Source organism: Bradyrhizobium sp. USDA 4501, assembly GCF_054062115.1.
This window is the reverse complement of sequence record NZ_JBSSEX010000001.1, coordinates 4,912,119-4,938,441: the sequence shown is the minus strand read 5'-3', so window position 1 is coordinate 4,938,441 and position 26,323 is coordinate 4,912,119. Positions and strand designations below refer to the sequence as shown.

Sequence of the window (26,323 nt, the reverse complement as noted above, 5' to 3'; positions counted from 1 at the left end):
ACACCATTAATAACTGCAGTTGAAGAGGACGCGGTCCGTCGCCGTCTTAAGACCGGCTCGCCGACGCGCAAGCGCAGCAGGATTGGGGCACGGCCAATGATTGCACGTTCCAGGCGTTAAGCCCAAGGAGGAAGTCTTGAATATTAAGAATTGCGTTGGGTCACAGAAGAAGGCACGTTGCTTGCTTACCGCCCTGGCACTCGCATCCTTGTGTCAAGGCGCGAACGCTGGCACTACCCTGCCCACGAACGTCAAGTCGACCTGTTCCTTCGCGCCGCAGGAATTTAACGTCATCTTCGCTTCCGGCAGCGTCTCGAAGGATGGCGGCGTTCTACCCGCGGACAGTTTTTCGTTCGCGTCGAACACGTTCTGCCCGTTCTACAAATGGGGAGAGCAGATGTTTCTTTGGGTGACTTCGCCGGCGCCGTCTGGAACGGTCGGCGGACCCGCGTTTTCGAATCCTCGATCTTCTTTGCCGTCTCGCCGACCGATTTGGACAATAAGCGCAGCCTCATTCCTGCGGCGCCGGGACAATCCTTGCCGTTCCTGTCGTCCATTTCCCAGCGTGGAAGCAAAGGACAGCAGGTAGTGTTCGATAGCAAAGGAAAAGTCCGCGACGTTATACATCCGGCCGTCGGGCCGAACGGCAAGTTGTTAGCGCGCGATAAGGCTGGACAGACGGTGGAGATAGAACGCGTGCAGGCTGCCCCCGACGGCAAGCCGCTTCTGCTCGACCGGAGCAGCAAGCAGATTGAATTCCAAGGGACCCCGGGTGGCGCACCGATCTTGTTTAGTGACCAGGGCACGCCCCTGGCCTTGCGCCCGGAGACCGTTCTGGTGAACGGCCGTCCCCGGCTGGTGACGACGTCGGGCGCCGTGATCGAAGCGGAAGAGAGCCAAGCCGGGGGCGGCGCGCTGATAGCGCAGAACGGATCGCTCGTCTTCTATCTGCTCCAGGTGAACGATGTGTGGGGCTATTTCAACACCGGAATGGACGATAACAAGATCACCAATCCCGTACCGTCGACATTCCCGACCACGGGCGGCGCTCTCAACCAGATCACCACCGTCGCGCAACAGGCACCGGAGCCATTTACGAAATCCGCCCTTCCGGACAACGTCGCGATGGCCGTCGAGATTGTCCGTCGTCAGACTATTTGAGACTGTTCGGGCGTTCTGCGAAGGGAGGCTCTGTGTTCATCAGGGGTTAGAGTTTAAGCGGCCCGCAGTCGGTGCTGCAAGCGGCGGTTTGCGATGGTGGCAAGTTTGATGCGCCGACGTTCGGCAAGGATTGTCTCTGCTCTGCCGAAGTAGACATCGGCAGGCGTGAGGTTGTCGATACTCTCATGGTAGCGGACGTGATTATAGTGTTCTACGAAGGCGTTGATCTGCCGTTCGAGGTCGCCAGGCAGATAGTAGTTGTCGAGCAGGATGCGGTTCTTCAAGGTCTGGTGCCAGCGCTCGATCTTGCCTTGTGTTTGTGGATGATACGGCGCGCCGCGCACATGCTGTATATTCTTGTTTTCGAGCCAGGTGGCCAGGTCGCTCGCCACATATGACGAACCGTTATCCGACAGCAGCCTCGGCCGGTGTACGACGGTGGCGCGATCAAGGCCGGAAGCCGCGAGCGCCTGGTCGAGGGTTGCCGTGACGTCCGACGCGCACATCGTCGGTCCCAGTTTCCAGGCCACGATGTATCGCGAGAAGCCGTCGAGGACGGTCGACAGATAGTACCAACCCCAACCGGAGATCTTGAGGTAGGTGAAGTCGGTCTGCCAGAGCTGGTTGACGGCGGTAGTCTTGTCCCTGAACTCGTTCGCCGCCTTAATCACCACATAGGCCGGGCTGGTGATGAGGTCGTGCGCCTTCAACAGCCGATAGACCGAAGCTTCCGAGACGAAGTACTTCCGCTCGTCGGTGAACCGGACGGCCAGTTCGCGCGGCGACAGCTCCGGCAGCTCCAGCGCCAGGTCGACGATCTGGCCGCGGACGTCGTCGGGAATGCGGTTCCAGACCCGATCTGGCCGCGATCGGTGATCGGCCAGTGCCTCAACACCGCCCTCCCGATAACGATCGTACCAGCGATAGAACGTGGCGGATGGGATACCGAGTTTTTCCAGCGTGCGCCTGGCCGGCAAGTGCGACTACTCGACCAGCTTGATAATCTCGGCCTTTTCGGAAGCTGGGTACCTCATGCCTCGTCTTCCCCAGTTCCGTTCATGCTTTTTTTGAGCAGACGGTTCTCCAGGGTCAGATCGGCCACGGCCTCCTTCAAAGCCGCGGCCTCCTGTCGGAGATCCTTGACCTCGCCGGAAGTCGCAGCACGGGCCGTGTCGTCCGCCAGGCGGCGTTTGCCGGCTTCCAGGAATTCCTTGGACCAGCCGTAATACATCGAGGCGGCAATGCCCTCCCGGCGGCACAACTCGGAGATATTCTCCTCACCGCGCAGCCCCTCCAGCACGATGCGGATCTTCTCTTCCGCCGAGTACTGCCGACGCGTCTGGCGTCGGATGTCCTTCAACACTTGCTCAGCCGGCGGTTTACGCGGCTCGGATTTCTGCTTCATCTTCGCTCCTTGCGGCTACGATGAACCAGAAATCCTCCTTTCGGGAAGTCCCTAACTTTGTCTCACGAGTGCTGACGGCGAACAATCAGCCTTCCAAAAGAGAGCTATCATTTCATTTACGAAAACCATGGCGCGATCTTCTATAACTTTCATCCAGATCGAAGTAGCGACCTGATGCAACTTTCCGGAGCGTCGATTTCCGTGGCCCTGTCGCTTTTGCGACGAGATGGGACGATGTTGATCATGGCCTCTGACGGCCGGCACAGAATGGAGGACGCACTGACCAACACAGATGTAATTGTGACCTGCAAGCGCACATCGGCCTACCATAGTTTTCCCTGCATTGTCGCGAGAAACGAGAGTCCGCTGTCGACGCCGCCTTCGCGAGGACAATAGAGGATTATTACGAAAAGCGGAAGGAATATTGCGATTGGACGCACAAGCATTGGAAAAAATCATTTCGAGGATTGTCAACTGCCTTGGCGACGCCGATGTACGGCTCTTCCACCTCGTGTTCCTTGAGCGGTACATGTATCAACGGAGTGACGATGGCGTCGGTGCCGGCGCAAGGTATTCTTCACCATCGCGTGTCGCGAAGGATCTTCGCGAAGACGAGGACTGGCTCTGGATGTGGCGAATGGAATGGACCCGGAAGACGGCGTCATCCGAGTTACGGCATAGGTGATGACTGCGTCATGGCGTTCACCGACTTCGGCATCGAAAACCTGAAGCGGTCAGTCCGATCCGACGATCATGCAAGCCGCATGAGAGGAGGAGCTGCAATGACTGAGCAGAACGGACCGACATCTCCGGGCTCTCACTTGCGGCTTTTGAGCTGCCGATGTGGCCAGTCGAGCAGCGGTACGCTCCTGCCAGCCGTTCAACACCGCACTCAATTTGGTCTACTCTGATGTGCCGCTGCCGCTGGTTCCGAAGGGCGCTGCGATGCAGGTTGTAGGCGAAGGACCGCTCTCACCGAGCGCCGATTTGAACGCGCTCAGCGACCCGAGGAGGCGTTGCTCTCCATGGGCGCGACGACCGCGCCCATGGCCAAGAATGCGGGAGGGTGGACACATTCCCGGGATCGTCTAATCGGGCAGCACGCGACGTCGACGTCGCGACGATCACCTCGGCGATTGCCTTCCATTCGTACCACCTCGATCATGACTTGATCGACGGATCGGATCGCCACTGCGCGCTTTTTTGAGCTTTTTTCCTGGAGTTCTTCCGGACATGTCGACGCTTATCCCCCATGGCGCATGCCTTCTGTGGCAGCCGGAGCTGATCTGGCCGAACGTCGTTTCCGACGCTTTTGTCGCTGGTGCCTTCTTTACAACCGCCTTTGTGCTTGCATTCTTCGTGTGGCGGCGGCGCCGTCAAGTGATGTTCGGGGGCGTGCTCTTGGCATTCGCTATCTTCGCCGCACTCTGCGGACTGGACCGCCTGCTTGCGATCCTCACAATGTGGGCGCCGGCTTACGAAATCGAAGCCGTTACCAAGGTCTTGCTTGCGCCCGTCTCGCTTGCAATCACGCTGGCGCAGCTGCTGATGCTGCCGCGGATCCTGGTACGTCCGACGCGTTATCCAACTAACTGAAGCCTATGCGGCGCTTGAGGAGGAGGCGAAGCAGCGCCGCAAGGCCGAGGCCGTGGTGAAGCGTTTTCAGGAGATCGAGGCCCACGGGGCCCAGATTGGGCAAGCGCAGAAGATGGGGGCTATCGGCCAGCTCACCGGCGGCGTCGCGCACGACTTCAACAACATCCTGACCGTAATCACTGGAACAATCGAAATTCTCGGCGATGCAGTCAAGGATCGCCCACATCTCGCCCAGATTGCCAATCTGATCAACTCTGCAGCCGCAAGGGAAGCCGACCTGACCAAGCATGTGTTGGCCTTGGGCCGCCGGCAACCACTGCAGCCACGCTCGACCGACGTCAACGAGCTGGTGGTCGATGCTGCGCGTCTGTTGCGTCCAACGCTGGGCGAAGACATCGAAATCGAATCGATGCTGGCGCACGATCTGGCACCGGCCCTGATCGATCCCAGCCAGCTCTCGACGGCGATCCTCAACCTCGCCCTGAATGCGCGCGACGCCATGCCCGCCGGCGGCAAGCTGACGTTGGAAACCAGGAATGCTGTGCTCGACGAGAATTATGCGCGCCTCAATGCCGAGGTCAGACCGGGTCAATATGTCATGCTGGCCGTGAGCGATACTGGAGTCGGAATGCCCGGCAATATACTCGACAAGGTGTTTGAGCCGTTCTTCACGACCAAGGACGTGGGGAAGGGATCCGGGCTAGGCTTGAGCATGGTCTACGGCTTCGTCAAGCAGTCGGATGGCCATATCAAGATTTATAGCGAACAGGGCTACGGCACATCGGTGAAGCTCTATCTGCCGCAGGCCGCGGGGCCCCCGCAGGCACCGGCCGTTGATGCCGGTGTGTCGGGAAGCGAAGGAGGCGACGAACCCATCCTACTGATCGAGGACGACGTGCTGGTCCGCGAATATGTCGTGACGCAGATCAGCCGCTTCGGCTATCACACGCTGGCCGCCCGCGATGCCGACGAGGCGCTGGCCCTCGCTGAGGTATCCTGGTCCTTTCAAGCTGGGCTAACGTCTTGATAAGTGGCCGCCGGAAGAATGCTCCGGCCCCCGCCGTTGCACAATTGACCAAGTCCGTACACGTCGGCGTCTGCACCGGCAGATCAGCCGGCTTCGCTCCGGCCCGCGGTCCTCGCCGGCGCCCGCCCTCAGTCAAATCGGCCGCCAAATGAACGCGCTCCTCAGCTTTACATTTCTGGATCTGAAATGCGGGTCAGCATCTTAACGTGCGGGCCCGCCCGTTCGAAGATCGGCTCCCAAAAGGCGTAGGCTTTCTCGGCGAAACTCGCGCTCACGGTGAACTTCGTGACCGCCCCTCGATATGCGGCCTGTCGCCCGCAGCCCTGTTCCTTGACAAGGCGCCAGATGAATTGAGCGACCTGGCGCGTGTACGTGCTCGGACGACCTCGGTGGTTGGGTACGATCTCAAGCCGTAGGGTCCCGGTGTCGCGCGTCTCCGGTTCGATGATGTTGGCGAGCCAGATGAAGATTGATGGATCAATGCTCGCGGCATAGCCGTCGCACTTGAGCTGCTGATTGATCATAAAGAACGCGCTGGCGGCTTCTCTGAAGCATTCGCTCAAGATGAAGTTCGCCTCATTCTGCAGCTTGCCGCTCCGAAGATCGTCCAGCAATCTGACCGCCTCGTCAGTGAGCCGCCGCAGGTATCGCGGTTCCGGCTGCCCTGCGCTGTCGGCTGGTGGTTCCTTCTGCACAATCAATTCGACCGCATCCGCGCGACACTCCGTTGCGGCTATTTCAAGAACGGTCAAGAAATCGTTTTCAAGAATGGAACCGACTTTTGAAGCCGCTTCACCTTCCACCCGGGTCTCGGCGAGGTCCTTTGCACGGTCCAGCGCAACATCCAGTCCGGCTTTGATGTTTTCAGAAGCTCTGCCTTGATCGTAATTGGAAATCTCCACCATCATCTCGATGGTAGTGTCGGAATCCAGGAGTTCGTCCTCGCGCGGCGCCGCAAAGGGACTCGGAGCCGTCGCTTGCCTTGCAAAGATTGTTTGATCAGACGTATTCGCGCCGGTGTGCTCCCATCGCGGATTGGAAGCAGCAGCCCCGCCGGACAATACAAATATGCCATCGTCAACGGCTCGGCTCGCGTCCGCGGTAAGCTCCACGAGCGAGCGTCGCGCGCAGCGCGTCTGCCTAGTACGCAGCTTTTTCGTTTCTTGCGTGCGGCTCATGAGCTGATGCCCCCTCGACAAGCTTCTTTAAGATCCAGCACCACAGCTCACGAACTTCCTCCGAGGCTCTTCCCTCTTGGGAAAACTCGGTCACGCCTAATCCTGTCCCAAGAGCATCCTGATGGTCATTGCGCTGTCCGATACAGGGAAGCGCAAGCACCCCCAGCGAATTGAGCGACGTTGCGGCTTCACTCACGCGGCAGCCCCGCGGTGGCGTCTGATTGAGCACGAAAGCAAATCGGCGGTTGAGCCTACGAATGACAATCAGCGTAGGTATCGCAGCTTCGATGTCTGCCAGACTCGGACGCACCGGGATTAGGCAAAGATCGGCACTCGCGATGGCACGCATAGCCAGGGCATTGTTCGTGGCCGCGGTATCGATGACCGTTAGCCAGATCCCCTCAGCTTCAAGGCTGACGAGCGCCCCTTCTATTCCGGCGGGATCGGCGACCCGAACGATCCTCGGATACGGATGGTCGCGCCGCTCTCTCCACTTTGAGATCGTCCCTTGTGGATCCGCGTCGACAATCGCAACGCGCTCCCCGTTCGCCATCGCCGCGACTGCAATTCCGACCGCCAGCGTACTCTTGCCGCTTCCTCCTTTTTGGGTCACCAGAGCAAGGACATACATCGCATATCTGGCTCAGCAACCCACGTGCCAGACGATGAGAGAATGCGAGGGAGTAAAACGGTACACTCACACCGCGCCACCTAAGTGCTCGTGTAGCTTCCGGACACGCGCGTCATCAACCCGACACGGCTGAACGAGATGAGACATGCGACTAATGATGCCGAGGACGCAAGGTGATTGGATCAATCTCGCTATCGTGTAAAATGATCAGCTTACCTGGCCTCAAGCCCAGACTTTGCAACATTTCAGGTCCAAGCGGGAAGTTGAGCATTGCGGCGTTGGCGCCGCTGTCTTCTATAGTCAGCTGCACGGCTTCGATCTGGTCAGCGATTGCAACCGCGTAGGTTACTTGCCGGCACTCTTCATCGTCGTCGCCGTCTTTCTTGATGGCGACGGTCACTATCCAACCACGCATCTTGCTGCGCCTCGGGAAGCATACCCATGAGCTGTTGAGCCTCTGCAATTCCGCAGCCAGTGGACACGCAGGCTGTGAATCGGGCCGGGTGCCGGAGTGTGGCATTCCGGGAACCCTCTCCCTCCACACCGCACGTTGGGCTAGGCTCACAACCCCAAGAAGAGATCAATCGACGAGCCAAAAGAGGATCAGCGTTATAGCGCGGCCATCGATGCTGAGGCGCCTGCGATGCATGAGGAATGGCGCGGGGCTCGGCTCCAGCGGCTGCGCGCGCATGAGCCATCCGTGCGGGCCGCCGCCGATATCTCGAAGTCAGCACCCGCAGCATGGCAGCTGAGCGCGGTATGCCGCCTCTCGGATGTCGCACTATTGCTCAGTCGTACCCGGGCAATTGGCGTGCCAATCGGTCTGGTCTCGATAGCTGCGCAAGGGTACAAGCAGGTGGGTTGTCGCTCCTGGATGCCGCCGTTTAAAGTGGCTCCGTGTTTCTGATATTCAAACGGAGGACTGTGTGAGCGAAGATCTTTACGGCGGAGCGCTTGAAGAGATTCCACCAGATCCCGCGGTGCGAAGAACTACGTAGAATTGTTCGCGCTATTGAAGGAACAGCAAGAGATCGCCGTGCGCGGCACCCGCCAATCAGTCGCTGATTTTTGGGTACGGGACCAAAAAGTTCAATCGTACTCACCGCGCGTGAACGCTCGTTCCTTCTGGAGCCTCACCTGCTGCCCGCCGGGCCACAGGATCCGGACATACCGCGTGCAGACCGCTTAAACCACCTAATCAAGATTCTCATCCATCGATGGGGCCTCAAAACGACGAACGGATTTAACGGCTGAGAACCGTCGGCCTAAAATTGCAACCTGAGCCAGGCATCTAAGCCGGCTGGTGCGGAGACCCTGTTGCCATGAAGATGACCGATGGAGAGAAGCTGATCGTCCTTATGCTGGCGGATATCTCGAAGCGCCTGCAAGGCGAACCCGAGGTCGATCCCGATTTCGTCGCGCAGACGATCTACGCCGATCAATTGTGGGGCTTCGATTGGCACTTCAGCGGCATTCCCTTTGAGCGATCGGAGGAGCCCAATCCAGTCGTCAAGGAAACGGTCAATATCCTGGAAATGTTCAGCTCGACCATGTACCAGTTTCAGCAGCTTGAAAACTCGGAGCAGAAGCGGGTGCGTAACGATATTGGATACGCCGCTCACGGACTCGACATCTTCCCGGGCTTTGATGGCAACCATGATCCTCATTACAGAGTTGCGAACTACATCGTCCAGGATCTGCATCGCTTCAAGGATGTTCCGGGCGCCACGAACAACTCGCATACGCAGACATCCCTCCCGCAATATCGCAAGATGCTGCTGGTCTATCTGCCGATGCGCACAAAGCTCGGCACGGGACGATTTTCGAAAGAGGATATCATTGCCATCTTCAAAGGTGGCTAAAGCGCGCGTCCAGGGCTGTGCTGGAGGTCGTCGGAGCCGAATCGGCCCCTGTCGGCTTGGTCGCGATTCCCGGAGAATCGAAGTCCGCTTGCGAAATGCTCTTGCCGTAGAGCAATGAGTATTGCTCCCCCACCAAACGGCAGACTTGGAGCGTCATTGGACGCATGTTGCCGTCCAAGAGGATGCGCACCCTTGTCTCGGTCGGACCAAGACCAAGGATTACGTAGCGCCGCCTTTTCAACTTTGAACCGGTGCGCCACGAGCACGCCTCTTCGAACCAGTCGGGGATTGCCTGCAAGGGCGTCGTCGACCGCTTCACGGCCTACATCTCTGTGAAATTGCTCCCCATCGGGATCTACAATTGCTTTTGCTTCTTCGGGCGACCTGGTCCGCCGAAGCTCCTTGAGCGCCTTGTCGACATGAGCATCCGCGATCACGCCACATCTACATGCGATTGCTGCCAAGCGTGCAGCACTGGCCGTTCTCCATCAGATGCCATCGATCAACGACCTGTACCGCGTGCGGCGGCGCCGTTGCCGTGGCTTCGCCATCTCCGCCACCACGATCGCCGGCGACAATCGCGATCGGGAAAAAGCAGATAGCCACGCTCGGGCAGTCTCTGGTTTACGATCCGGCATGATGCGGCCGAGCCGGCGCCGGCTAGTGATGGCCCTACAAATTTTAGAGCCATCGGACATGCATGCTCTCGACCCACCAGTTCCGATAGCTAGAGCTGCGCCCCATAGAGGATCATGATAGCGGCGACCGACCATAGATGGGTGGCCACTGCTTTTGGATGGCATTCGCCGCACTGTGTGCAACGACACGGTGCCCACACTTTCTCCTGACCGAGGTTTCCGAGTGGCTGCCAGTCCCACCTTTGCGTCGTTCAAACAACACGACAATAGGCGTCCAAGAATGCCTACCGCCATGGAGCGTGCATCCGGCGGCGGTGAATAATAGCGTTGAGCGTGCGACGATGATGGACAAACTGAACGTGTTTGATGGAGGGGCGCCGTGTCGGCTCCAGACATTCGCCTCCGAAATAGAACCATCATTTAACGTTCGAGATTTCACCGCAGCCGCTCATTGGGCTATCGAACGGCTTGCTGACGTGCTGTCACGTGACGACGTCGAAGGCTTGCGCCTTCAAAGACCAGTAGATCTGATGGCCAGTGCCCGCAACCTCATGACGGCGGCTGATTTGGGGCGCTTCGATGTACGCCGCTTCGCCGACATCGTCGAGCTTTACCTGGAAACCGGCATTAAGGTGAACTCCCGCGGGTATATGGGACGGCAGTTCAGTTCGGTGATGCCGGTCACCGCCGTCTTCGAAATGGTTGCCGCCATGGCACCGCAGCCAGCTTCCTATTACGAGGCGGGGCAGCTCGCCAACGTTGCGGACCGGCTTATCGAAGAGGTGTTCGGCCGTTTCATTGGGTGGGCACCGGGTAGTTTCGAAATGGTGACGACGTCCGGGGCCTCGCTCGCGAACATGACCGCTGCGCTCGTCGCCCGCAACCGTTACCTTTCGGGAAGCTGGAACGGCGGACTTGCGGCCGGCCGATCAACCCGGCCTGCCATTGCCATTGGCCAGGACGCCCATTTCTCCGTCTCCCGCATTGCCGGCATCATTGGTATCGGCCAAAATCAAGTGATACGCCTGCCTCTGAACGACCGTCGGCAGATCTGCCCGGAACGGGCGGCAGCGACTTTGGACGAGGCGGCGACCCAGGGGCTGGATATTTTCTGCCTGATCGCCTCGGCAGGAACGACCGCGATCGGTGCTAATGATCCGTTGCCTGACCTTGCGGCGTTGGCGAAGCGGCGCGGCGCTTGGCTGCATGTCGATGCGGCTCACAACGGCGCTTTTCTGGTTTCCGACCGGCTGCGGCCTCGCCTTGCGGGACTGGAGCTTGCCGATTCTTTTTGCCTGGACGCCCATAAGGCTCTGTTCGTTCCGGCCCTTTGCACATTGCTGTTCTACCGCGAGAAGGGTTTGGCGGAGACCGCGTTTCCCCAGAAGGACAGCTACGTATTTGACCCGTTGGAAGATGAAATGACGGCCGTGCAGAGCGGCGTGAAGAACTTCGAATGTACGAAGCGCCCCGCGATTCTGAACCTTTGGCTGGCTTGGTCGCTGTATGGCCCCCGCGCCTTCGCGGATAAGTTGGAGCGCCTGGTAATGATGACTGAGGCCGCCCACCAATACTTGGCCGATCAGCCGGACTTCATCGTCCCGTATCGGCCGGAATCCAATATTCTCTGCTTCGTCCATCAGCCGCTTGGCGTGTGCGGCAATCGGTTATCGAGCCTGCAACTGGAGTTGCGCAACCGCGTGCGGGCGGCTGGGCGTTACCTCTTGTCCAAGGTCGATATGGATGGACGGACAATGCTCCGCATGGTCCTCATGAATCATCGGATCGGCCTGTCCGACATCGCAGGCATGGTGGGAGAGATCCGACGCCATGCGCGCGAGATTCTTGCAAACAACGCTACACACGGCGAGCAGAACCGGCCTCAGGAATGACGATGCGCCACTTCGCCCTTTCACCCCGTGACTGCGCTCAGCACGTACTGCCGGAAACGATCTTGCATCCGTGCACCGTGGATGACGTGCTGGCTCTACCTTCTTTTCTAACCTCGCTCCTGCACGCGCAGACTGTCATCGGTTGCCGGATTGACGAATTGTCTCATGACATCCAAGCTGCCATCGTCGAGCGAAGGCTATCGCAACTCGTCTCCATCGCCCGCATCAATCCGCTGTGGCGTCGGCGCATCGATAGTGCCGTCGGGACCGGTCCGGTGGACAATTACGAGCAGTTCAAGGCGCTGCCGCTTACCGACAAGGAAGCCTTTCAGCAAATGTTCACGGAAGCGCGGCCAGGCATGGTCGTGCCCATCGACCGCTGCGGCTTCGAAATCGTGGCCAGCGGCGGTACCAGCTCCGGCAAGCCCTCAGAAACCGTCTATTCGCTCGACGAGCTGCAGGAGACCTACCGCTGGGCAGGGGATTTCATGGGCCGACACATTATGGCGCGCCACCTTAGTGGCAGCGGCGCCAAGTGGGTGGCCACGACATTAGCCGATTATCAGATGTGGAGCAGCGGCACCATGGTGGGTGGCGTGCTCCAGAAGATCCCAAGTGTCAACTACATCGGCGCCGGTCCGATGAGCCGGGAAGTCTTCCAGCGGATGATGTCCTATCCGGGGCCGAAGGCGATAATGGGGATTACACGAAGCATTGCGCTATTGGCGAGTTTTGCCGACGGGCTATCTCGCGAGGCGAGGGATAGCTTCCGGATCGCTCTTTATGGGAGTGGAGTGCTCACTCCCAAGGTGCGGGCGGATCTCAGGCAGGCCTATCCAAGCCTGATCGTACTCAGTTACTTCGCCGCCACCCAGGCGGAAACCATCGGCCTGCAGCTAGATCCGGAAAGCCCCGTCCTGACTGCGGTACCTGGTCTTCACTTGGTGGAAGTGGTCAGGCCGGACGGGCAATGGACGGAAATGGGCGAGGAAGGTGAACTGGTAGTCACGCGCCTGTTCGGTAATGCGACCCCCGTGCTGCGCTACAAAATAGGCGATCGAGTCATCCGCCGCCCTGACTTGCAGTCGCCCGGCTTGAATGCCGTGCAATTTGAGTATGTCGGCCGCAGCGGCGATTTCATGCATATTGGCGACACGCAGTATTCGGCGCCGCAGGCCTTGGCGGCGATCACCGCCGAATTCCGCCAGCGACAGGTTCTGGACATCGATAGCGTCGCTACCGACGCGCAGTTCCAGATCGATCGCGCGAAGCGGCAGCTGCACTTGGTGATCGGCACTCCGGAAGCCGCATCCCTTCCGACGCAGGTCGCCATGCGACTGGGACCGCAAGGCTCCTCGCCCTTGATCATCGCCGGCTTGCTCCGATCGCTGTCCGTCTTCGACGCGCTGGAGGCGAACGAGACGAGTCTGCGGAGTTCGGGATACAGCTTTGCCATTCGGCTTGTAGATCCAAGGAACGCGGATTTGGTCCGCACGGCATTTGACAAGGTGCCCCTCGTTGTAGACCGCATTTGATACTCGCAAACTAGGACCGCCGCCGAGCAGGAGAGAGATAATGACGCCGCTCAATATCCGGGTTTTCGTCGACGTTATCGCCCTGCTGCTTGGCAATGCGGTCGAGGGCAACGTCTTCATGTTTGACGATGGTGTCTCTGGCGGAGAAAGTCTTGGCACCGCCAAGCTGGTCAGCTCGGTCTGGCCAGGACAACTGGTTCGCTGGAGTCTAACGACGCTTGACGTCCAGACCATGGCTTGGCTGAGCGGCGTGTCGTTTGATGGCACTGCGCCACCGGCGACGGGCCACCTCCTCCCTTGGGCACTGCAATGGCAGGGATACGTGCCTCCTTGGAGCGCTCCGGGCTCGCGCCATTCCTACCGAATGACGCTCGTCACGGGTGGCCTGAGTGGGCGCACGATCAGCATCGCCGGCCCCTCTCTTGTGCTCTTGCCTCCCCCGCTAGGAGGGGCCTTTCGGGCTCCCCCCTCGCCACCGCCTGTCGAGCGACCGCACAATCCGCTCCAATAGGAGGACTATAAAATGCAGATCTCGATTGTCACCGTTATCGATATCGAGACGGCCCTGGCGGAGGGCAGTCTCGATGGAAGCGCCTATGTCATCGACAATACGGGCCCATTCGCCCAGCTGCCCCATGCCCGCGTGACGAATGTTCCCGGCGTCTATAATGCCGATGGTTCGCAGGCCATGGAGGCTGTCCTGAACTGGATCACCGTCGGCGTCGCGCAGCTGCCACCGACGCTGCCACGCAGCTATCCCCACCGCTTCAACATTGCCAACACCGCACGACGACTGCTGAGCCCCTCCGTCCGCACTCAGGAGTACATCTCCAAGATTCAGGAGCACATCTCCAAGATGCTGACTGACCCTCCGAAGCCCCTGCAGGTTCGCGACCGCGGTGCAGTTCGCACCTATGACGCACCAGTGCTGAACGCGGCCGGCAAGGTCCTGAAGCCTGATGATGCCACTACGGCGGCCAGCGTGCCTCCAGTTGTCGTGAGGATCCGCGGGGCTGCGGTGGAGGACGGTGTTCTGTATCCGGCCCTCTACGGTTCGCCCGATCCGTTGACGGGTGGCTGGTACTGGAGCGCCACCGTTGATACGGCCAAGGTCGGTCGCCACGACTATACGATGGAAGTGGCGCTCTACCGCCCCGTTCAGGAGAACGGCAAGATGCTCTGGGAGCCGCGGCTCTTCACCCTGTCGTGCGGTATTCAGGTTAGTAACGTTCCGAGCGTCAACGGCTTCACTAGTGGCTTTGTGCCCGGCCTGCTGCCCATACCGCTCTCCGGACTTACCTGCGTTGAGGGAGACGCGATATGACAAAAACGATCAACATTCTACTCGTGGTGGATGTCGTCGCCGCATTGGAGGCAGATACGCTCGCTGGCTCTCTCTATATGATCGATGACAACCGCCTCGGCGGCTCGCGCAACCAGGCGACCGCCGGGCTCGCGACCGCCGTGGCCCCCGGAGACGAGATCATCTGGACGTTGTTGCCGATCGAATGCGAAAATCATGCTGCGATACGAGCGATCAAACTGCCGGCTGAAATCTGTGAGGTTCGACGCGAAACCTATCCCGAGTCCGATGTCAGCTACTGGGTTGGTACGGTGAAGCAGCCGGTCGGCGACCTACCGTATGGCCTGACGTTGGAGCTTGGCAGCCGGATGCGGACGCTCGATAACGGTACCGACGCGCGCCTCATCGATGCCGCCCTCAACGCTTCCCCGGGAGCTACCCGAACCAGGAGTTCATCCCGCATCGTCGAGGCCGCTCTCAACGCTTCCCCAGGTGTCACCCGAACCAGGAGTTCATGATGATCGTCACTCCGGCATCGCAGCGGCCCCCCAGCAGTCCAAGCTTGGCCTCCACCCAGCTGAACATCGTCACACTCATCGACGTCGCAGGAACCCTACGGACCGGCGGCCTCAGCGGGAAAACCGGGCTAATGGACAATGGCGGCGAGAGTGCCGGTAAAGGCACGAACAGCTTGCGGACAGTGTGCCGCCAGGGCCAAGCCCTGAACTGGCTGGTTTATTGTACTGACATGGAAAAGCGTCCGGACGGTAGCTGGCCTCTGTTCGCGCGTATCGTGAACGTCGTTTTTGTGCTGCCCGATGGCACGCCAGAGCTCCGCAAAATATGTAATGATCTCAAGATCTATGGCGGCCCGGACAAGATCCGCAGTCCGTGGACGCCCTCCTACTATTACTGGGCGGGCGCCGTCGACCTTGAGCTCGAGCCCGGGCTCTATCCCTATCGCCTCGTAGTTGAGGTCGACACAGTCGATCGAAATCGCAAATCGTACTTCAACCTGGATGGACCAGCCTTGCAGGTCATTCCTCTGAGCGCCATCCATGCAGCGAGCCAGCATGGATAAGAAGCAGCGAAGTTGTACGCGGACATACCTACCCAATCAATCGCGGACGTCCCAATCGCGTGCTGCTCTGTCGCGCGCTTCTGGGCAGCTATCGGTAACATCGATCAGAGGAAGATGGAACGGCGCTCGGGCCGGCGATTGCCCGATCCTTCGATTCACCTCCGAAAGGGTCCAAGCGCCCGTTAGCCTGCCTACTCAGTCGGGAAAGTGAAGGGGATTATATGGGTAACGATATCTGGTGGCCTACACGTCGCAGATCCCGCGCCTACGCGGGTCGTTCCTGATCGACTGCTTTGTCCAACAATCTGAGGGAAATCTTATGAGCCAGCGCGCCGTCATCGTCATCGACATCCAAAATGAATACTTCCCAGATGGCAAGCTGCCCCTGGTTGGTATCGTGCATGCGGCCGCCAACGCAGCTAGGGTGATTCAGACCGCCCGCGCGCGTGGGGACGTGGTTATCCACGTTCAGCACGAAATGCAGGAAAGTCATCCCTCTATCTTCGCGCCGAACACAAGAGGGGTAGAGATCAATCCCATTGTCCAGCCACTAGAACGTGAGTCCTTGGTCGTCAAGCACTATCCCAACGCCTTCCGCGACACCGATCTGAAGCAGCGGCTCGATGCCGGGGGCGTTAAGGAGGTCGTGATCGTCGGAGCAATGAGCCACATGTGCATCGATGCGACCAGCCGGGCAGCCGCCGATTACGGCTACAAGACCACGATCTTGCACGACGCTTGCGCCACCTGCGACCTTCCATTCGGTGGCATAATCGTGCCCGCTGTGCAGGTTCATGCGGCCTTTATGGCGGCCCTTGGCTTGGCCTACGGCACGGTCACGACGACCAGTGACTATCTAGCAGCCTGATGCTGTTGCGGCCTCGGCTAACATTAGTCACGTGACTCCTAAGGATCGCCGCTTAAAATCTGCTGGCCTCCAGGCAGAAGCCTTTTAAAAAAGCTAAATCCGATCTGCGGACTTAGCTCATTTGAATGGCTTGGGATCTCGGTTGTACGTTCGATGAAGGTGCGGATTCGGCCTCGAGCGACCTGACGGAGGTGTGAACGTCTCGCTGGATTTGCTGGCTCCCTCCGGCGACAACTTCGCCGGAGCAATACTAGGAAGCTCGACGGTGCGAGAACGGAAGCTGTTACACTGATCGTGACACGGCGGACGAGCGATATTCGCCGCTGCGGCGCTCGAAAACAGAAGTTATCTTCGAAGGGCCAGCACTCACAATCGCCTGAGGAGGCGCGCTGCGATGGACAGGCTCAAATTCATACCGGCTTTCCAATCCGCTCTTTGGTCTGCCGACCCGCTCACTCCGGGAAACCATCCGCGAACGCGGACGCCATGACGAGTTCACGATGGCAACAACAGAACTCATACGCAAGCATCCGCTTACGTTCTTTAGACTGATTAAGATCATTTTCGACGCCAGGCATGAGGAGCATCGCGCATGAGCATCACTTCCGCCGTCGCTCAAAACCGCAGCGCTCGCATCGCGCGTGTGGCCACATCTGCCGTCAATGTGGCTAGTGGATGGCGGTTGCGCGTGAGGACGGACAGCCCGCGCAAGGCCGTCGTACGGGGCGGAATCGGAGACGAAACGGTCAACCACGAACGGAAGCCAGCGCAATGTCCGGTGCCGTCAATCTTCGATCGCTTGATGTGCTCGGCCGAAATACGCATACAACGTCCACCGCTTGAGGCGGCGGCCCGCTCTGTGACGTCCACGATGTGTAGCGCGCGAACCAGACGTCGGTAGAGCGGGAGATCACTGCGTATTACAAAGCGGGGCGCGCGAAAACTGCTCATGTACTTGGCGTGCCGGTTTTAGCGGCCGCCGTGGGCACCAAGGGAGGACATCACCAGTTGAAATTCCTCTCAAGTCGCATCTCGCCGGCGCTCCAATAAGAGCCTGGCGTGTCAAATAAGTCGCAGCCAAGCCATTCCAAGATTTCGCAACACGAAACCAGTTCTCCTCAGGCTGGCAATAGTTGTAGCTTCCTTTGCGCCTTGCGCGCGGCCGCAACACTTCCGTCGCGTTCAGCCTGTTTCAGAGTCTTGAGCACCAACTCCTCGGTTTGTTTCCATCCGTCGTTTGCAATTCGTCCCTCGGCAAAGTACTCGAAGACGACTCGGAAGGTCAGAGCACGGCCTGCGGCGGCCCGAGAATCCAACTTTGGTTCGGTCAGCCATCGTTGAAGAATTTCGAGCTGGTCGGGCGTACCAAGCGTGAGAACAGAGCTGACTCCGGAATTTTGGACAGGGCGGTAGGTGGAGTTTGTGCCTGACGGCGGGCAAGATTGACCCGCGAATCAGGAGAGACGATGAGCAGACGACCCCGTCGGCACCACGCACCGGCCTTCAAGGCGAAGGTGGCGTTAGCCGCGATCAGGGACGAGATGACGCTGGCCCAGCTGGCTGAGCATTTCGAGTCGACCGTTAAGAAGCCGGATTGAGCTGAGCTGGGCAGTTGAGCGTGTGCCAGAGCGAGACCAACAATAGGCGCAAAAGTTCTCTGAACCAGGCGAGGATGCGACGGAAGTTGTGGCCGACGGCTGAGAGGACGACGTTGGCGGCATCGCCGGCGCGGCCCTTGAGGTAGCACCGGCCGAGGTGTCCTTCAGCCTTGAGGTGTCCGATGATGGGCTCGATGGCGGAGCGGCGGCGCAGCTCGCGCTTGATGGCGCCGAAGACACCGCGCTTCTGGCCGGAGATGAAGACGCGGCGGGGATTTTGCGCGTCGTGGCCGCGGTAGCCCTTGTCGACATAGGCCCGCTCGATCGCGCAGCCGGTGAGTGTCTCGGTGCGGTCCATAACGTCCCGCAACGTGTGACCGTCGTAAGGGTTGTCGGGCAGCGACCTGGCATGCAGCACGAACAGGCCGCCGGGGGCGCGGCGATTGTTGGTAACGATGGAGGCCTTCACGCCGAACTCGTAAGGTGCGGCGGCCTTGCCCTTGCCGATGCATTCCACCTCCGGGGCATGGAAGGAATAGAGCTTGAAGCCGCGCTGGCGCTGCTGCTGCGATCGGATCTGCGTGGCCCGACCAAGCGGAAGGGCGAACGCCTCCTCCAGCGTCGCCTGGCCTTCGATCTTGCGACGAATGTCGCGGATGATCCGACCCAGCCGGCTGCGCAGGATACGCAGCTGCCGCTGCTGCCGGTTGAACTGTTTGGCGTGAGCGTAACGGCCCGCCATCATCGCCGCGCTTTTTGCCACGCGACAATAGGATTGCCGCAGCCTGACCCCGTGCTTCCTCGCCAGACGGTTCAGCCCCCGGATCGCTGCATGCAGCAGTTTGGCGTCGGTCGGGAAGCTGATGGCCTTCGGTTGCACTGTGGTGTCGATCGTGACCCGCTTGAGGTCCTGGCTGCGTAACGCACCGGCCTCGTGCGCCACCCGAAGGCTCTCGGCCAACAACCGCTCCAGCTTGTCGCCGAGCCGCTTGCGCCAATGGCTCAGGTCCGAGCGCTCGTGCGGGAAAACGTGCTGGAAAAACTCTTCGCCGGTGAAGAGCTGGAAGTACGGATCGTGGACCCAGCGTTCGCACACCCCCTCATCGGACAGCCCGTAAATGTGCTTGAGCAACAGCAGCCCGATCATGAAGCGGGTCTCGATCCCAGGCCTGCCGCTCTCGCTGTAGAGCGGCGCGATCTCGCCGTCGATCCAGTCCCAGTCGATCTTGCCGGCAAGCAGAACGAGCTCGTGCTTCATGTTGATGATCTGGTCCAGCCGTGCCCGGAACAGATCGTTCGATCCCGTCGTCTTGTGCTTCTTCGGCCGCATCGTCCCTCCGATGCACCACAGAAGCACGGTTCACAGCAGAGAGGAATCCACAAAACGAATTTGCAAGGTTTGCGGCCATCAAGCCTCAAATCCCTGCAATCTCAAACGCCATCAAATCCCAAAAACAGATTCCCCCTCAATCGCTTACAGGCTTGTTCACAGCCGACTTTCGACGTGCACCCGAACCAGATCACGCGGTGGAAGGCCCAGCTTCAGGAAGCGGCGGCCGATGTGTTCGGTCCTTGCGGACGCAACCGAATGAGCGAGCCCGCGGTGGACGTGAAAGCGCTGCACGCCAAGCTCGAGGAGCTGACCCTGGAGAACGATTTTTTAGAAGGCGCGCTCAGCAAAGCCGGCCTGCTGAGCGCGAAGTGATGATCGATCGTGAGCACAATCTGCCGATCACCAGGCAGGCGGAAGTTTTGAAGATCAGCCGTGGCAGTGTCTATGATCTACCACGTCCCGTGCCGCCCGCCGACCTCGCAATCATGCAACGGCTCGACCGGCTGCATCTGGAGTTTTCCTTTCGCCGGTTCGCGAACGTTGCGAGACCTGCTGGCTGCCGAGGGCAGCAAGATCGGCCGCCGGCATGTCAAAACGCTGATGCGGCGGATGGGGATAGAGGCGCTCTACCGCCGGCCGCGCACCACCAAGCCCGAGCCTGGACACAAGATCTATCCATATCTGCTGCGCGGCAAGGAGATCACGCGCCCGAACCAGGTCTGGGCGATGGACATCACCTATATCCCGATGGCGCGGGGCTTCGTGTACCTCGCTGTTGTTCTCGACTGGGCGGCCCGTCGGGTGCTGTCGTGGCGCGTCTCGATTACGATGGAAGCCGCATTCTGCGTCGAGACGCTGGAGGATGCTCTCGCTCGCCACGGCAAGCCGGACATCTTCAACACCGACCAGGGCTCCCAGTTCACCGGCGCGGCGTTCACCGGCGTGCTCGCCAGTCACGGCATCGCCATCAGCATGGACGGCCGGGGCGCCTGGCGCGACAACGTGTTCGTCGAGCGGCTGTGGCGCAGCGTCAAATATGAGGAGGTCTATCTGCGCGCCTACGACACCGTGTCCGACGCCCGCGCCTCGATCGGCCGATACCTCGACTTTTACAATGGCCGGCGTCCTCACTCGAGCCTTGACGGCGGCACCCCGGATCAAGCTTACTTCAACCCGCTGCCGTTCCGCGCGGCAGCTTAATTTTGGCGGAAGCTCCACTTTATCGACGCGGAATTGCTGTTCAGACAACCGGGACCACCTCACTCCTATGGCTCCTCGATTCGACCGTATGTTTCCACAATGTGGTGTGTTGTAAGGTGGTAGTTTTGTGTTCTCGCCTCCGCAATGTTGGCAAGCCGACGACCGGAGGGGAAGGTTAAGCGGGCGCTGATGTTAAAGTGAGGGTATTTGCCTCGGATTTTCGGGTGCAACTCAGCGGCAGCTTCTACATCGTACACTTCAATGTGCCTGCCGCCCCAAATCTCGATGATGTTTTTCAACGGGTATGATCGACCCAGCATTCTCTTGGTTAGAATTTGCGCGTCCAGCCATTGGTAGGCGATCCTGACACAGTCGTCGTGTTCATGTTGAACTTTTTCGTGTTGATACTTGACACGTTTCTTAGCCTCCGCAATTTCGGCTGCTGTGAGCTTACTTGAAAGCGCTTCTGGCATTGAGAGCATCCTTTGCCACGCTCGCAAGGTTAGACGTCATGGCTGTCGGGACTACTACCGAACTTGGTAGTTCCTCCGTCGGGCTAGTCGCATAACCGACGTTCGTTTAGCTCCTTCAGCCAATCTTCCACGTTGCTGTAATCTTCGCTATGCTGGATGGTGATCCTGCCCTTCGGGTTCAGGATTGCGCCCGGATTAGCGAGGCTTTCATCGCCACTCGCAGTTATTGGCAAAGGGGCCGAATACCCAATGCAGCGCCACCCAATTATCGCCTCGCGAACAACCTCAACATACCCACCGACCTCGTTCTCAATAGCATATAGGTACTCAAACCCAGGAAAAGCTGGGATGATCGGCGCTAGAGCATGTTGTTTTTGACTGGAATCGGGATTCCCAGAAAGGCCGATTTCTGATTCAAACTCCGTGCTGGAGTTCGGGGGCCAGCATGGATGACGCGACCCTATTCGGAAGATATTCGCGAACGCGCTTTGGCGCGAGCTGACGCGGGCGAGACGGTTCGCTCGATTGCGGAAGCGCTACAGATCAGTCCGTCCTGTGTGACGAAGTGGAAGAACCTGAGGCGGGATACTGGGAGCCTGTCGCCAGGCAAGATCGGCGGCCACAAGAAGCGGGTTCTGTCGGATGCCAATGCCGAGTGGCTGCGCCAGCGGATTCACTCCGGGCCATTCACCTTGCGCAAGCTGACGCAGGAGCTGGCCGCACGCGGGATCAAGACAGACGTGCGGGTGTTTAGTCCCGGCATTTTCTGGAGCGGATTGAGTTTGAATCGTTCAGGCTGGGAAGTCCAGCATTTGCAGATGTATTCGTAAGGCGTGAGGCCCTTCAGGGTTTTCAGCCGTCTGGCGTAGTTGTAGGCGCTGATGAAGTCGGCAAGGTGAGCCTCGAGCTGATGGTGTCGATCGTAGTGATAGCGTTGGACGGTCGCTTCCTTGATGGTCCGGTTCATGCGCTCGACCTGGCCATTGGTCCAGGGATGCTTGATCTTGGTCAGCCGATGTTCGATCCCGTTCTCTTGGCAGCGCATATCGAACATGTGTGTCACGTATCTTGCCGTCGAGCCGCCCGCATAGCGCGGTGGGAAAGTGAACTGGATCCCATTGTCGGTGAGAACTGTGTGGATCTTGTAGGGGACTGCCGCGATTAGAGCTTCGAGGACGGCCGAGGCGGAAGTCCGTCCCGTCTTCCTGACCAGTTGCACGAAGGCGAACTTGCTGGTGCGATCGATGGCGACATACAGGTAGAGCTTGCCTTCAGCGGTCTGTAGTTCGGCAATGTCGATGTGGAAATAGCCGATCGGATAAGCCTTGAACTTCTTCTTCGAGGGCTTACTGCCTTCGACCTCCGGCAATCGGCTGATGCCGTGGCGCTGAAGGCAGCGATGCAGGGATGACCGCGTCAGATGCGGGATGGTCGGCTGCAGTGCATAGAGGCAATCATCGAGCGGCAACAGCGTATGCCGCCGAAAAGCTACGACGATCGCCTCCTCTTCGACGGAAAGGACAGTCGACTTGGCATCTTTGGGGCCTGTCGGGAGATCCGCGACGGTCTTGCGCTGCTTCCACTTCGCGACGGTCTTCTGATTGACCCCGTAGCGCTTGGCGAGCGCTCTCAGGCTCTCTTGACTATTTTGTATTGCTCGACGGACTGCCTCCGTCGTGGTGGCGCAGCCGTGTAGAACCTGTCCCATAGCGCATCCTTCGAATCGTGCGACAAGAATGCACCATCAATGTCCGGGACCAAACACCTAGTGCTTCGCTGTTTCGGTGGAAATCGCCGATCACGGTTTGGATTGAACCATCGATCAGATGAACTTTCGAAAGTTCGGCGCCGTCTTCGTTCTTGCCTCCGTAGCTGACATGAATGATGTGTCGCGGATTGATGTTCGTGATACTCAGCGTGTCGTCATCCCATCGATTGCAATTACCATGACACCGGTAATGTAAGGCGTCAGCCTCGATGGCCGAGCAACGATCGTGCCATTGGCCGCGACGAGAAGATCAACATTCGCTTCAGGTCATCTAGGGGCATTCCTGGCGGGTCGGCAACGACCGCTTGATGCCTAGAAACCGACAAGCGCACTTGGGCGTTTTGCGCCTATTCAAATGCTAGTGCTGGTCGCCGCGGCGAGCTCGGCCGCGACGCGCGCTGCTGCAGCATGCCGCTGATGACTTGGTCGAGCGTCGCGATCCGGTCGGCCATGCCGCGCGCAACGGCCTCGCGCGTGCCGACCATGCGGCCCTGACCAAATTCCTTGCGGATCTTGGTCTGCGTCACGCGCCTGCCACTCGCGACCGCCTTGATGAAATCGGCGCCGGCCTCATTGGCTCGGGCCTGCAGTTAGGCCTTGGCGTCATCCGACAGCGGCGCGAACGGATGCGCCGCGTTTTTCAGCGGCGACTGTTCCGACCTGACGATCGTCATACGGCACCAAGGGCAGCTGGCATCGCGGCGGCGCGACCATTTGCGGCTGGTGTTGGTGCGGTTTCGCCGACGAGGCGACAATGCAGCGTTTCGCCGCCCGCTGGCCGACGCCGGCCGCCATCAAGTACCCGGAGGCCACATGACCACCCTACCGCAGGCGCTCGACACGCACGATCGATGTCCCAATTTGACGCGGCTGATGCCGATTGATCGGACCACGATCACGCGGCGTATTGGCGACGAAACACTGACCTGCCGCATCAAGGCAAAGGCCGTATCAAGCCCCGTCGCGTGTTAACGCGCTCCGACGTTGAGGCTTTCCTGCAGGCGCTCGAGGAGACAGCAGCCCAATGTCCGTCTAACGGCCAAAAAGAGGCCTTATTACCAATTCGATTTCTCGATCAACCGTTATCGACTTTCCGGCTCGACTAAACTCCGTGATGAGCGTGACGGGCAGGCCTTCGAGGACGCGCGGCGCGCCGAAGCGCAGGCCCTCGTGGACCGACTAAATCGCGAAGGGCGAGGCCCGCTGCGGCTCAAGCCTGCCTACGATCGCTGGTGGAATGAGCTCGGCCAACACCTTGCCGACAAAAAATCAAATCTGTGCTCGACCGCATCGTCGAGATCGCTTAGAGCGAAGATCTACTTCCATACAATTACGGACGACGACGTCTCGCGGTTGATTGAGGAGCGGCGGAAGGATCGCCGGCGCGATCGCACAGTTACTGACGCCAAGGGCAAGAAAACGATCCTGTATGGGGAGATCACGGCGACGACGGTCAATCGCACGCTGGATCTGTTGCGCCGTAAGCGTCGTATTCAGGCCACGGCTTTGAGGTCTTGACGTCGATAGGCCCATGGCAGGAGCCGGTCGATCTCGCTGTTGGGTTGGCCGTTGACGATCCTGGTGAGGACGTCAGTCAAATAAGCGAGCGGATCGACATCGTTCAGCTTGCCGGTTTATGCCGCCCGGCGAACTATGCCGAACGGATTTGGTATGGCAGGCCGTTGTCACGCTGGCACCGTCGATCGCGTGCAGGGCAGCCCCATTCCATTCGGCATAGTCTGGTCGTTCAGAGCGCCTCGAGGAAGGCGAGTAGGCGGTCGCTCGGCCGGAAGCGGGTTCGCTTGCCGCGCTCGTACGGCTTGAGCTTCGCCAGGGCCGCTTCCTTCAGGGCGAGGTGGGCGTGCAGGTACGTCTGCGTCGTCTCGACCGATTCATGACCGAGCCACAGCGCGATCACGGAGCAGTCGACGCAGGCTTGCAGCAGTTCCATCGCAGCGCTGTGCCTCAGCACGTGCGGTGACACGCTCTTGGCCTTCAAAGACGGGCAACTCTTGTGAGCGACACGAACATGCTTTCCCAGCACGGACTAGACGCTATCGGCACTGAGCCGGCCCCCGTGCACGTTCGGGAACAACGCTGTTGCTCCTTTCCGCAAAGGTTCCTTGAGCCATGCCTGGAGCGCACACCGAGCGAGTGTGGTGAGCGGAGTGGTCCGCTCCTTCCGCCCTTTACCGACGCATCGTACGTGTGCACCAGACCCGAGGTGGACGGCATCCCGGTCAAGGCGGGTCAGCTCTGAGAGGCGCAAGCCCGTCTGGGCCGCGAGCAGCAGCAAGGTGTGATCGCGGCGACCAAGCCACGTCGTTCGATCGGGCGCGGCGAGAACCGCCTCGATCTCGGGGCGCGTCAGGAAGTGCACCTGTCGCTTGTCATGGCGCTTGCTAGGTATGGCGAGCACGCGCTGGATCAGCGCGCTGTGTGCCGGCTCCTCGAAGGACACGAACCTGAAGAAGGATCGGATGGCGGTCAGACGCAGGTTACGCGTCTTCGCGCCGGCGCCGCGCTTTACTTCGAGATCGGTTAGGAACGCGCCGATGAACGTTGCGTCCAAATCGGTGAGCGTCAGGGCCGATGGGGGCTTCCGCAGCTGCACCTGTGCGAACATGAACAGCAGCCGGAACGTGTCCCTGTAGGAGGCGATCGTGTTGGCGCTAACATTGCGCTGGCGCATGAGGCGCTCGGTAAAGAAGCGCTCGATCAACGTGGCGACATTGCAGGTGGGCCTCATGACGTCACGTCCCACCGCCGATCGAGACGCCGCGCCGCTTCTTCCATCAACTCGGGGCAGGCCGAGAGATACCAGTAAGTATCGCGCACGCAGGCGTGGCCGAGGTAAGTGGAGAGCACTGGGAGTTGTTGCTCGACGTCCTTGCCTTCGCGGCACCAGTCGAGCAGCGTCCGGATGGCGAAGCGATGACGGAAGTCGTGCACGCGTGGCCGGTATGATCACCTGGGCGCCGCAGCCCATCACTCTGGACAATCGCCAGAAGACGCGTGAACGTACTGGTGCAGCAAGCGGCCTCCCTGTTCGGCAACGAAGAAGGTCGAGCCGCAGCGTGATCCGAGCATCGCGTCGCGCCGGTGGGCGTAGTCGCGCAACGCGGTTCTCGTCGTCGGATGCAATGGCACGAGCCGCGACTTGCCGAACTTGGTCGGCCGGACCGTCAGCACGCCGGCGTCGAGGTCGACGTCATCACGCTCCAGGCCCATCGCTTCGGATATACGCATGCCCGTCACCGCGATCAGCCCGAACAGGGTATGGTAGGTCCATCGGCGCAGCCCGCCCGCTGGCGGCAGAGCCAGCGCTGCCGTCAGCAACGCATCGATCTCCGCGTCGCGGTAGACATAGGGCTTGGCGCCCTTCCATCCGGGCAGCATGCCGACGGGCGGTACCTCCGTTCTCGGATCGAAGTTGGCGACATGGCGCGCGAACCCGCGCACGTCGCTCAATCGCAGCGCCCAGGATGCATGACGATCGGGCGGCAGCGTTGCCCATTCCATTGCCAGCTTCGTCGTGATGATCCTGGGTTTGCGCTTCTCCATGAAGGCGACGAAGTCGGCGAGCCGACGGGTCTGGTGCTCGTACTTGTATCCCAGTCCCTTGCGCATGCTCAGGTACTTGTCGAGTGCGGAGCGCAGATTGTTCATTGCGCGCCTCCCGGCCAGGGCTGGCTCAATGTTCTCAGCGCATCGATGTCGACCTTCGCGCAAAATCCGGGTGATGTCGTGGTTCTCGTGCCGCAGCAACTGTCC

Annotated in this window: 22 protein-coding genes and 6 pseudogenes; 15 read left to right on the top strand and 13 right to left on the bottom strand. The window is 59.8% G+C overall.

The window, feature by feature from the left end; all coding sequences use genetic code 11:
• Positions 1–405 precede the first annotated feature (405 nt).
• Entirely contained in the window at positions 406–1,161 is a 756-nt protein-coding gene (locus ACVWZM_RS22460) for a hypothetical protein (protein ID WP_456854841.1), read from the top strand.
• A gap of 53 nt (positions 1,162–1,214) precedes the next feature.
• Here the strand turns inward: ACVWZM_RS22460 and ACVWZM_RS22455 are convergent.
• Positions 1,215–2,566: pseudogene (locus ACVWZM_RS22455) on the bottom strand (IS3 family transposase).
• Between the two features lie 1,233 nt (positions 2,567–3,799).
• Between ACVWZM_RS22455 and ACVWZM_RS22450 the strand changes: the two are divergent.
• Positions 3,800–5,153 (top strand): annotated as a pseudogene (locus tag ACVWZM_RS22450) (ATP-binding protein); the annotation flags it as partial.
• 203 nt (positions 5,154–5,356) lie between these two features.
• Here the strand turns inward: ACVWZM_RS22450 and ACVWZM_RS22445 are convergent.
• The 3 genes from ACVWZM_RS22445 to ACVWZM_RS22435 all read right to left on the bottom strand — a co-directional run bounded on the left by ACVWZM_RS22445 (position 5,357) and on the right by ACVWZM_RS22435 (position 7,398).
• Positions 5,357–6,367: a hypothetical protein gene (locus ACVWZM_RS22445; protein ID WP_456854839.1), complete on the bottom strand. Its 1,011-nt coding sequence runs from the start codon at positions 6,365–6,367 to the stop codon at positions 5,357–5,359.
• The gene (locus ACVWZM_RS22440) at positions 6,330–6,998 is read right to left on the bottom strand and encodes an AAA family ATPase (RefSeq protein WP_456854837.1); all 669 of its coding nucleotides are present in this window, start codon (positions 6,996–6,998) and stop codon (positions 6,330–6,332) included. Before ACVWZM_RS22440 ends, ACVWZM_RS22445 begins: the two co-directional genes overlap by 38 nt.
• Positions 6,999–7,149: 151 nt before the next feature.
• Positions 7,150–7,398, bottom strand: a complete 249-nt coding sequence (locus ACVWZM_RS22435) for a hypothetical protein (RefSeq protein WP_456854835.1) — start codon at positions 7,396–7,398, stop codon at positions 7,150–7,152.
• A 922-nt stretch (positions 7,399–8,320) separates the two neighbouring features.
• On the opposite strand from ACVWZM_RS22435, the gene ACVWZM_RS22430 reads away from it, so the two are divergent.
• Complete coding sequence (locus ACVWZM_RS22430; protein ID WP_456854833.1) at positions 8,321–8,860, top strand: YfbU family protein; 540 nt, start codon at positions 8,321–8,323, stop codon at positions 8,858–8,860.
• Here the strand turns inward: ACVWZM_RS22430 and ACVWZM_RS22425 are convergent.
• The gene (locus ACVWZM_RS22425; protein WP_456854832.1) at positions 8,847–9,179 is read right to left on the bottom strand and encodes a hypothetical protein; all 333 of its coding nucleotides are present in this window, start codon (positions 9,177–9,179) and stop codon (positions 8,847–8,849) included. The two genes, ACVWZM_RS22430 and ACVWZM_RS22425, sit on opposite strands and share 14 nt — an antisense overlap.
• Positions 9,180–9,839: 660 nt before the next feature.
• Between ACVWZM_RS22425 and ACVWZM_RS22420 the strand changes: the two genes are divergently transcribed.
• The 8 genes from ACVWZM_RS22420 (at position 9,840) to ACVWZM_RS22385 (ending at position 17,775) form a co-directional block, all read left to right on the top strand.
• Complete coding sequence (locus ACVWZM_RS22420; protein WP_456854831.1) at positions 9,840–11,390, top strand: pyridoxal phosphate-dependent decarboxylase family protein; 1,551 nt, start codon at positions 9,840–9,842, stop codon at positions 11,388–11,390.
• Between the two features lie 2 nt (positions 11,391–11,392).
• Positions 11,393–12,925 (top strand): hypothetical protein, encoded by a 1,533-nt coding sequence (locus ACVWZM_RS22415; protein WP_456854829.1) that lies wholly within the window; start codon positions 11,393–11,395, stop codon positions 12,923–12,925.
• Between the two features lie 40 nt (positions 12,926–12,965).
• Positions 12,966–13,436, top strand: coding sequence for a hypothetical protein (locus ACVWZM_RS22410; protein WP_456854828.1), 471 nt, complete (start codon positions 12,966–12,968; stop codon positions 13,434–13,436).
• Positions 13,437–13,448: 12 nt separating this feature from the next.
• Positions 13,449–14,249 (top strand): hypothetical protein, encoded by an 801-nt coding sequence (locus ACVWZM_RS22405; protein ID WP_456854826.1) that lies wholly within the window; start codon positions 13,449–13,451, stop codon positions 14,247–14,249.
• The gene (locus ACVWZM_RS22400; protein WP_456854824.1) at positions 14,246–14,746 is read left to right on the top strand and encodes a hypothetical protein; all 501 of its coding nucleotides are present in this window, start codon (positions 14,246–14,248) and stop codon (positions 14,744–14,746) included. Before ACVWZM_RS22405 ends, ACVWZM_RS22400 begins: the two co-directional genes overlap by 4 nt.
• Entirely contained in the window at positions 14,743–15,309 is a 567-nt protein-coding gene (locus tag ACVWZM_RS22395) for a hypothetical protein (protein WP_456854822.1), read from the top strand. The genes ACVWZM_RS22400 and ACVWZM_RS22395 overlap by 4 nt, the downstream gene beginning before the upstream one ends.
• Before the next feature lie 319 nt (positions 15,310–15,628).
• Positions 15,629–16,177, top strand: coding sequence for a cysteine hydrolase family protein (locus ACVWZM_RS22390; protein WP_456854820.1), 549 nt, complete (start codon positions 15,629–15,631; stop codon positions 16,175–16,177).
• 1,466 nt (positions 16,178–17,643) lie between these two features.
• Complete coding sequence (locus ACVWZM_RS22385; protein WP_456856880.1) at positions 17,644–17,775, top strand: hypothetical protein; 132 nt, start codon at positions 17,644–17,646, stop codon at positions 17,773–17,775.
• Here the strand turns inward: ACVWZM_RS22385 and ACVWZM_RS22380 are convergent.
• Positions 17,759–19,105 carry an IS5 family transposase gene (locus ACVWZM_RS22380; protein ID WP_456854297.1) on the bottom strand — a complete coding sequence of 449 codons (1,347 nt, stop codon included), beginning with the start codon at positions 19,103–19,105 and terminating at the stop codon, positions 17,759–17,761. The genes ACVWZM_RS22385 and ACVWZM_RS22380 overlap by 17 nt on opposite strands.
• Positions 19,106–19,273: 168 nt before the next feature.
• On the opposite strand from ACVWZM_RS22380, the pseudogene ACVWZM_RS22375 reads away from it, so the two are divergent.
• A pseudogene (locus tag ACVWZM_RS22375) lies at positions 19,274–20,308 on the top strand (IS3 family transposase); the annotation flags it as partial.
• Between the two features lie 65 nt (positions 20,309–20,373).
• Here ACVWZM_RS22375 and ACVWZM_RS22370 read toward each other — a convergent pair.
• A complete protein-coding gene (locus tag ACVWZM_RS22370; protein WP_456854819.1) occupies positions 20,374–20,781 on the bottom strand; it encodes a hypothetical protein in 408 nt (135 codons plus the stop codon).
• A 449-nt stretch (positions 20,782–21,230) separates the two neighbouring features.
• Here ACVWZM_RS22370 and ACVWZM_RS22365 point away from each other — a divergent pair.
• Positions 21,231–21,416: pseudogene (locus ACVWZM_RS22365) on the top strand (helix-turn-helix domain-containing protein); the annotation flags it as partial.
• Between the two features lie 38 nt (positions 21,417–21,454).
• Here ACVWZM_RS22365 and ACVWZM_RS22360 read toward each other — a convergent pair.
• Complete coding sequence (locus tag ACVWZM_RS22360) at positions 21,455–22,489, bottom strand: IS481 family transposase (protein WP_456854817.1); 1,035 nt, start codon at positions 22,487–22,489, stop codon at positions 21,455–21,457.
• A gap of 407 nt (positions 22,490–22,896) precedes the next feature.
• On the bottom strand, positions 22,897–23,103 hold the full coding sequence (locus tag ACVWZM_RS22355) for a hypothetical protein (RefSeq protein ID WP_456856745.1): 207 nt from the start codon (positions 23,101–23,103) through the stop codon (positions 22,897–22,899).
• Positions 23,104–23,146: 43 nt separating this feature from the next.
• Here ACVWZM_RS22355 and ACVWZM_RS22350 point away from each other — a divergent pair, with 43 nt between their 5' ends.
• Together ACVWZM_RS22350 and ACVWZM_RS22345 are read left to right on the top strand one after the other, a co-directional pair.
• A complete protein-coding gene (locus tag ACVWZM_RS22350; protein WP_456854815.1) occupies positions 23,147–23,521 on the top strand; it encodes a hypothetical protein in 375 nt (124 codons plus the stop codon).
• Positions 23,522–23,533: 12 nt separating this feature from the next.
• Positions 23,534–24,067: a hypothetical protein gene (locus tag ACVWZM_RS22345; protein ID WP_456854813.1), complete on the top strand. Its 534-nt coding sequence runs from the start codon at positions 23,534–23,536 to the stop codon at positions 24,065–24,067.
• On the opposite strand, the pseudogene ACVWZM_RS22340 reads toward ACVWZM_RS22345, so the two are convergent.
• The 4 genes and pseudogenes from ACVWZM_RS22340 to ACVWZM_RS22325 all read right to left on the bottom strand — a co-directional run.
• Positions 24,043–24,183, bottom strand: a pseudogene (locus ACVWZM_RS22340) (transposase domain-containing protein); the annotation flags it as partial. The gene ACVWZM_RS22345 and the pseudogene ACVWZM_RS22340 sit on opposite strands and share 25 nt — an antisense overlap.
• 113 nt (positions 24,184–24,296) lie before the next feature.
• Positions 24,297–25,298, bottom strand: a pseudogene (locus ACVWZM_RS22335) (tyrosine-type recombinase/integrase).
• On the bottom strand, positions 25,295–25,501 hold the full coding sequence (locus ACVWZM_RS22330; RefSeq protein ID WP_456854812.1) for a hypothetical protein: 207 nt from the start codon (positions 25,499–25,501) through the stop codon (positions 25,295–25,297). The pseudogene ACVWZM_RS22335 and the gene ACVWZM_RS22330 overlap by 4 nt, the downstream one beginning before the upstream one ends.
• Positions 25,502–25,537: 36 nt before the next feature.
• Positions 25,538–26,218 carry a tyrosine-type recombinase/integrase gene (locus tag ACVWZM_RS22325; RefSeq protein WP_456856744.1) on the bottom strand — a complete coding sequence of 227 codons (681 nt, stop codon included), beginning with the start codon at positions 26,216–26,218 and terminating at the stop codon, positions 25,538–25,540.
• Positions 26,219–26,323: the final 105 nt, after the last annotated feature.

Coding starts and splice junctions, on each gene's coding strand:
- ACVWZM_RS22405 (WP_456854826.1), top strand. CDS start 13,449: ATGCAGATCTCGATTGTCACCGTTATCGATATCGAGACGGCCCTGGCG.
- ACVWZM_RS22390 (WP_456854820.1), top strand. CDS start 15,629: ATGAGCCAGCGCGCCGTCATCGTCATCGACATCCAAAATGAATACTTC.
- ACVWZM_RS22430 (WP_456854833.1), top strand. CDS start 8,321: ATGAAGATGACCGATGGAGAGAAGCTGATCGTCCTTATGCTGGCGGAT.
- ACVWZM_RS22360 (WP_456854817.1), bottom strand. CDS start 22,489: ATGGGACAGGTTCTACACGGCTGCGCCACCACGACGGAGGCAGTCCGT.
- ACVWZM_RS22410 (WP_456854828.1), top strand. CDS start 12,966: ATGACGCCGCTCAATATCCGGGTTTTCGTCGACGTTATCGCCCTGCTG.
- ACVWZM_RS22325 (WP_456856744.1), bottom strand. CDS start 26,218: ATGAACAATCTGCGCTCCGCACTCGACAAGTACCTGAGCATGCGCAAG.
- ACVWZM_RS22380 (WP_456854297.1), bottom strand. CDS start 19,105: ATGCGGCCGAAGAAGCACAAGACGACGGGATCGAACGATCTGTTCCGG.
- ACVWZM_RS22400 (WP_456854824.1), top strand. CDS start 14,246: ATGACAAAAACGATCAACATTCTACTCGTGGTGGATGTCGTCGCCGCA.
- ACVWZM_RS22385 (WP_456856880.1), top strand. CDS start 17,644: ATGAGCAGACGACCCCGTCGGCACCACGCACCGGCCTTCAAGGCGAAG.
- ACVWZM_RS22370 (WP_456854819.1), bottom strand. CDS start 20,781: ATGCCAGAAGCGCTTTCAAGTAAGCTCACAGCAGCCGAAATTGCGGAG.
- ACVWZM_RS22415 (WP_456854829.1), top strand. CDS start 11,393: ATGCGCCACTTCGCCCTTTCACCCCGTGACTGCGCTCAGCACGTACTG.
- ACVWZM_RS22420 (WP_456854831.1), top strand. CDS start 9,840: ATGATGGACAAACTGAACGTGTTTGATGGAGGGGCGCCGTGTCGGCTC.
- ACVWZM_RS22440 (WP_456854837.1), bottom strand. CDS start 6,998: ATGTATGTCCTTGCTCTGGTGACCCAAAAAGGAGGAAGCGGCAAGAGT.
- ACVWZM_RS22445 (WP_456854839.1), bottom strand. CDS start 6,367: ATGAGCCGCACGCAAGAAACGAAAAAGCTGCGTACTAGGCAGACGCGC.
- ACVWZM_RS22395 (WP_456854822.1), top strand. CDS start 14,743: ATGATGATCGTCACTCCGGCATCGCAGCGGCCCCCCAGCAGTCCAAGC.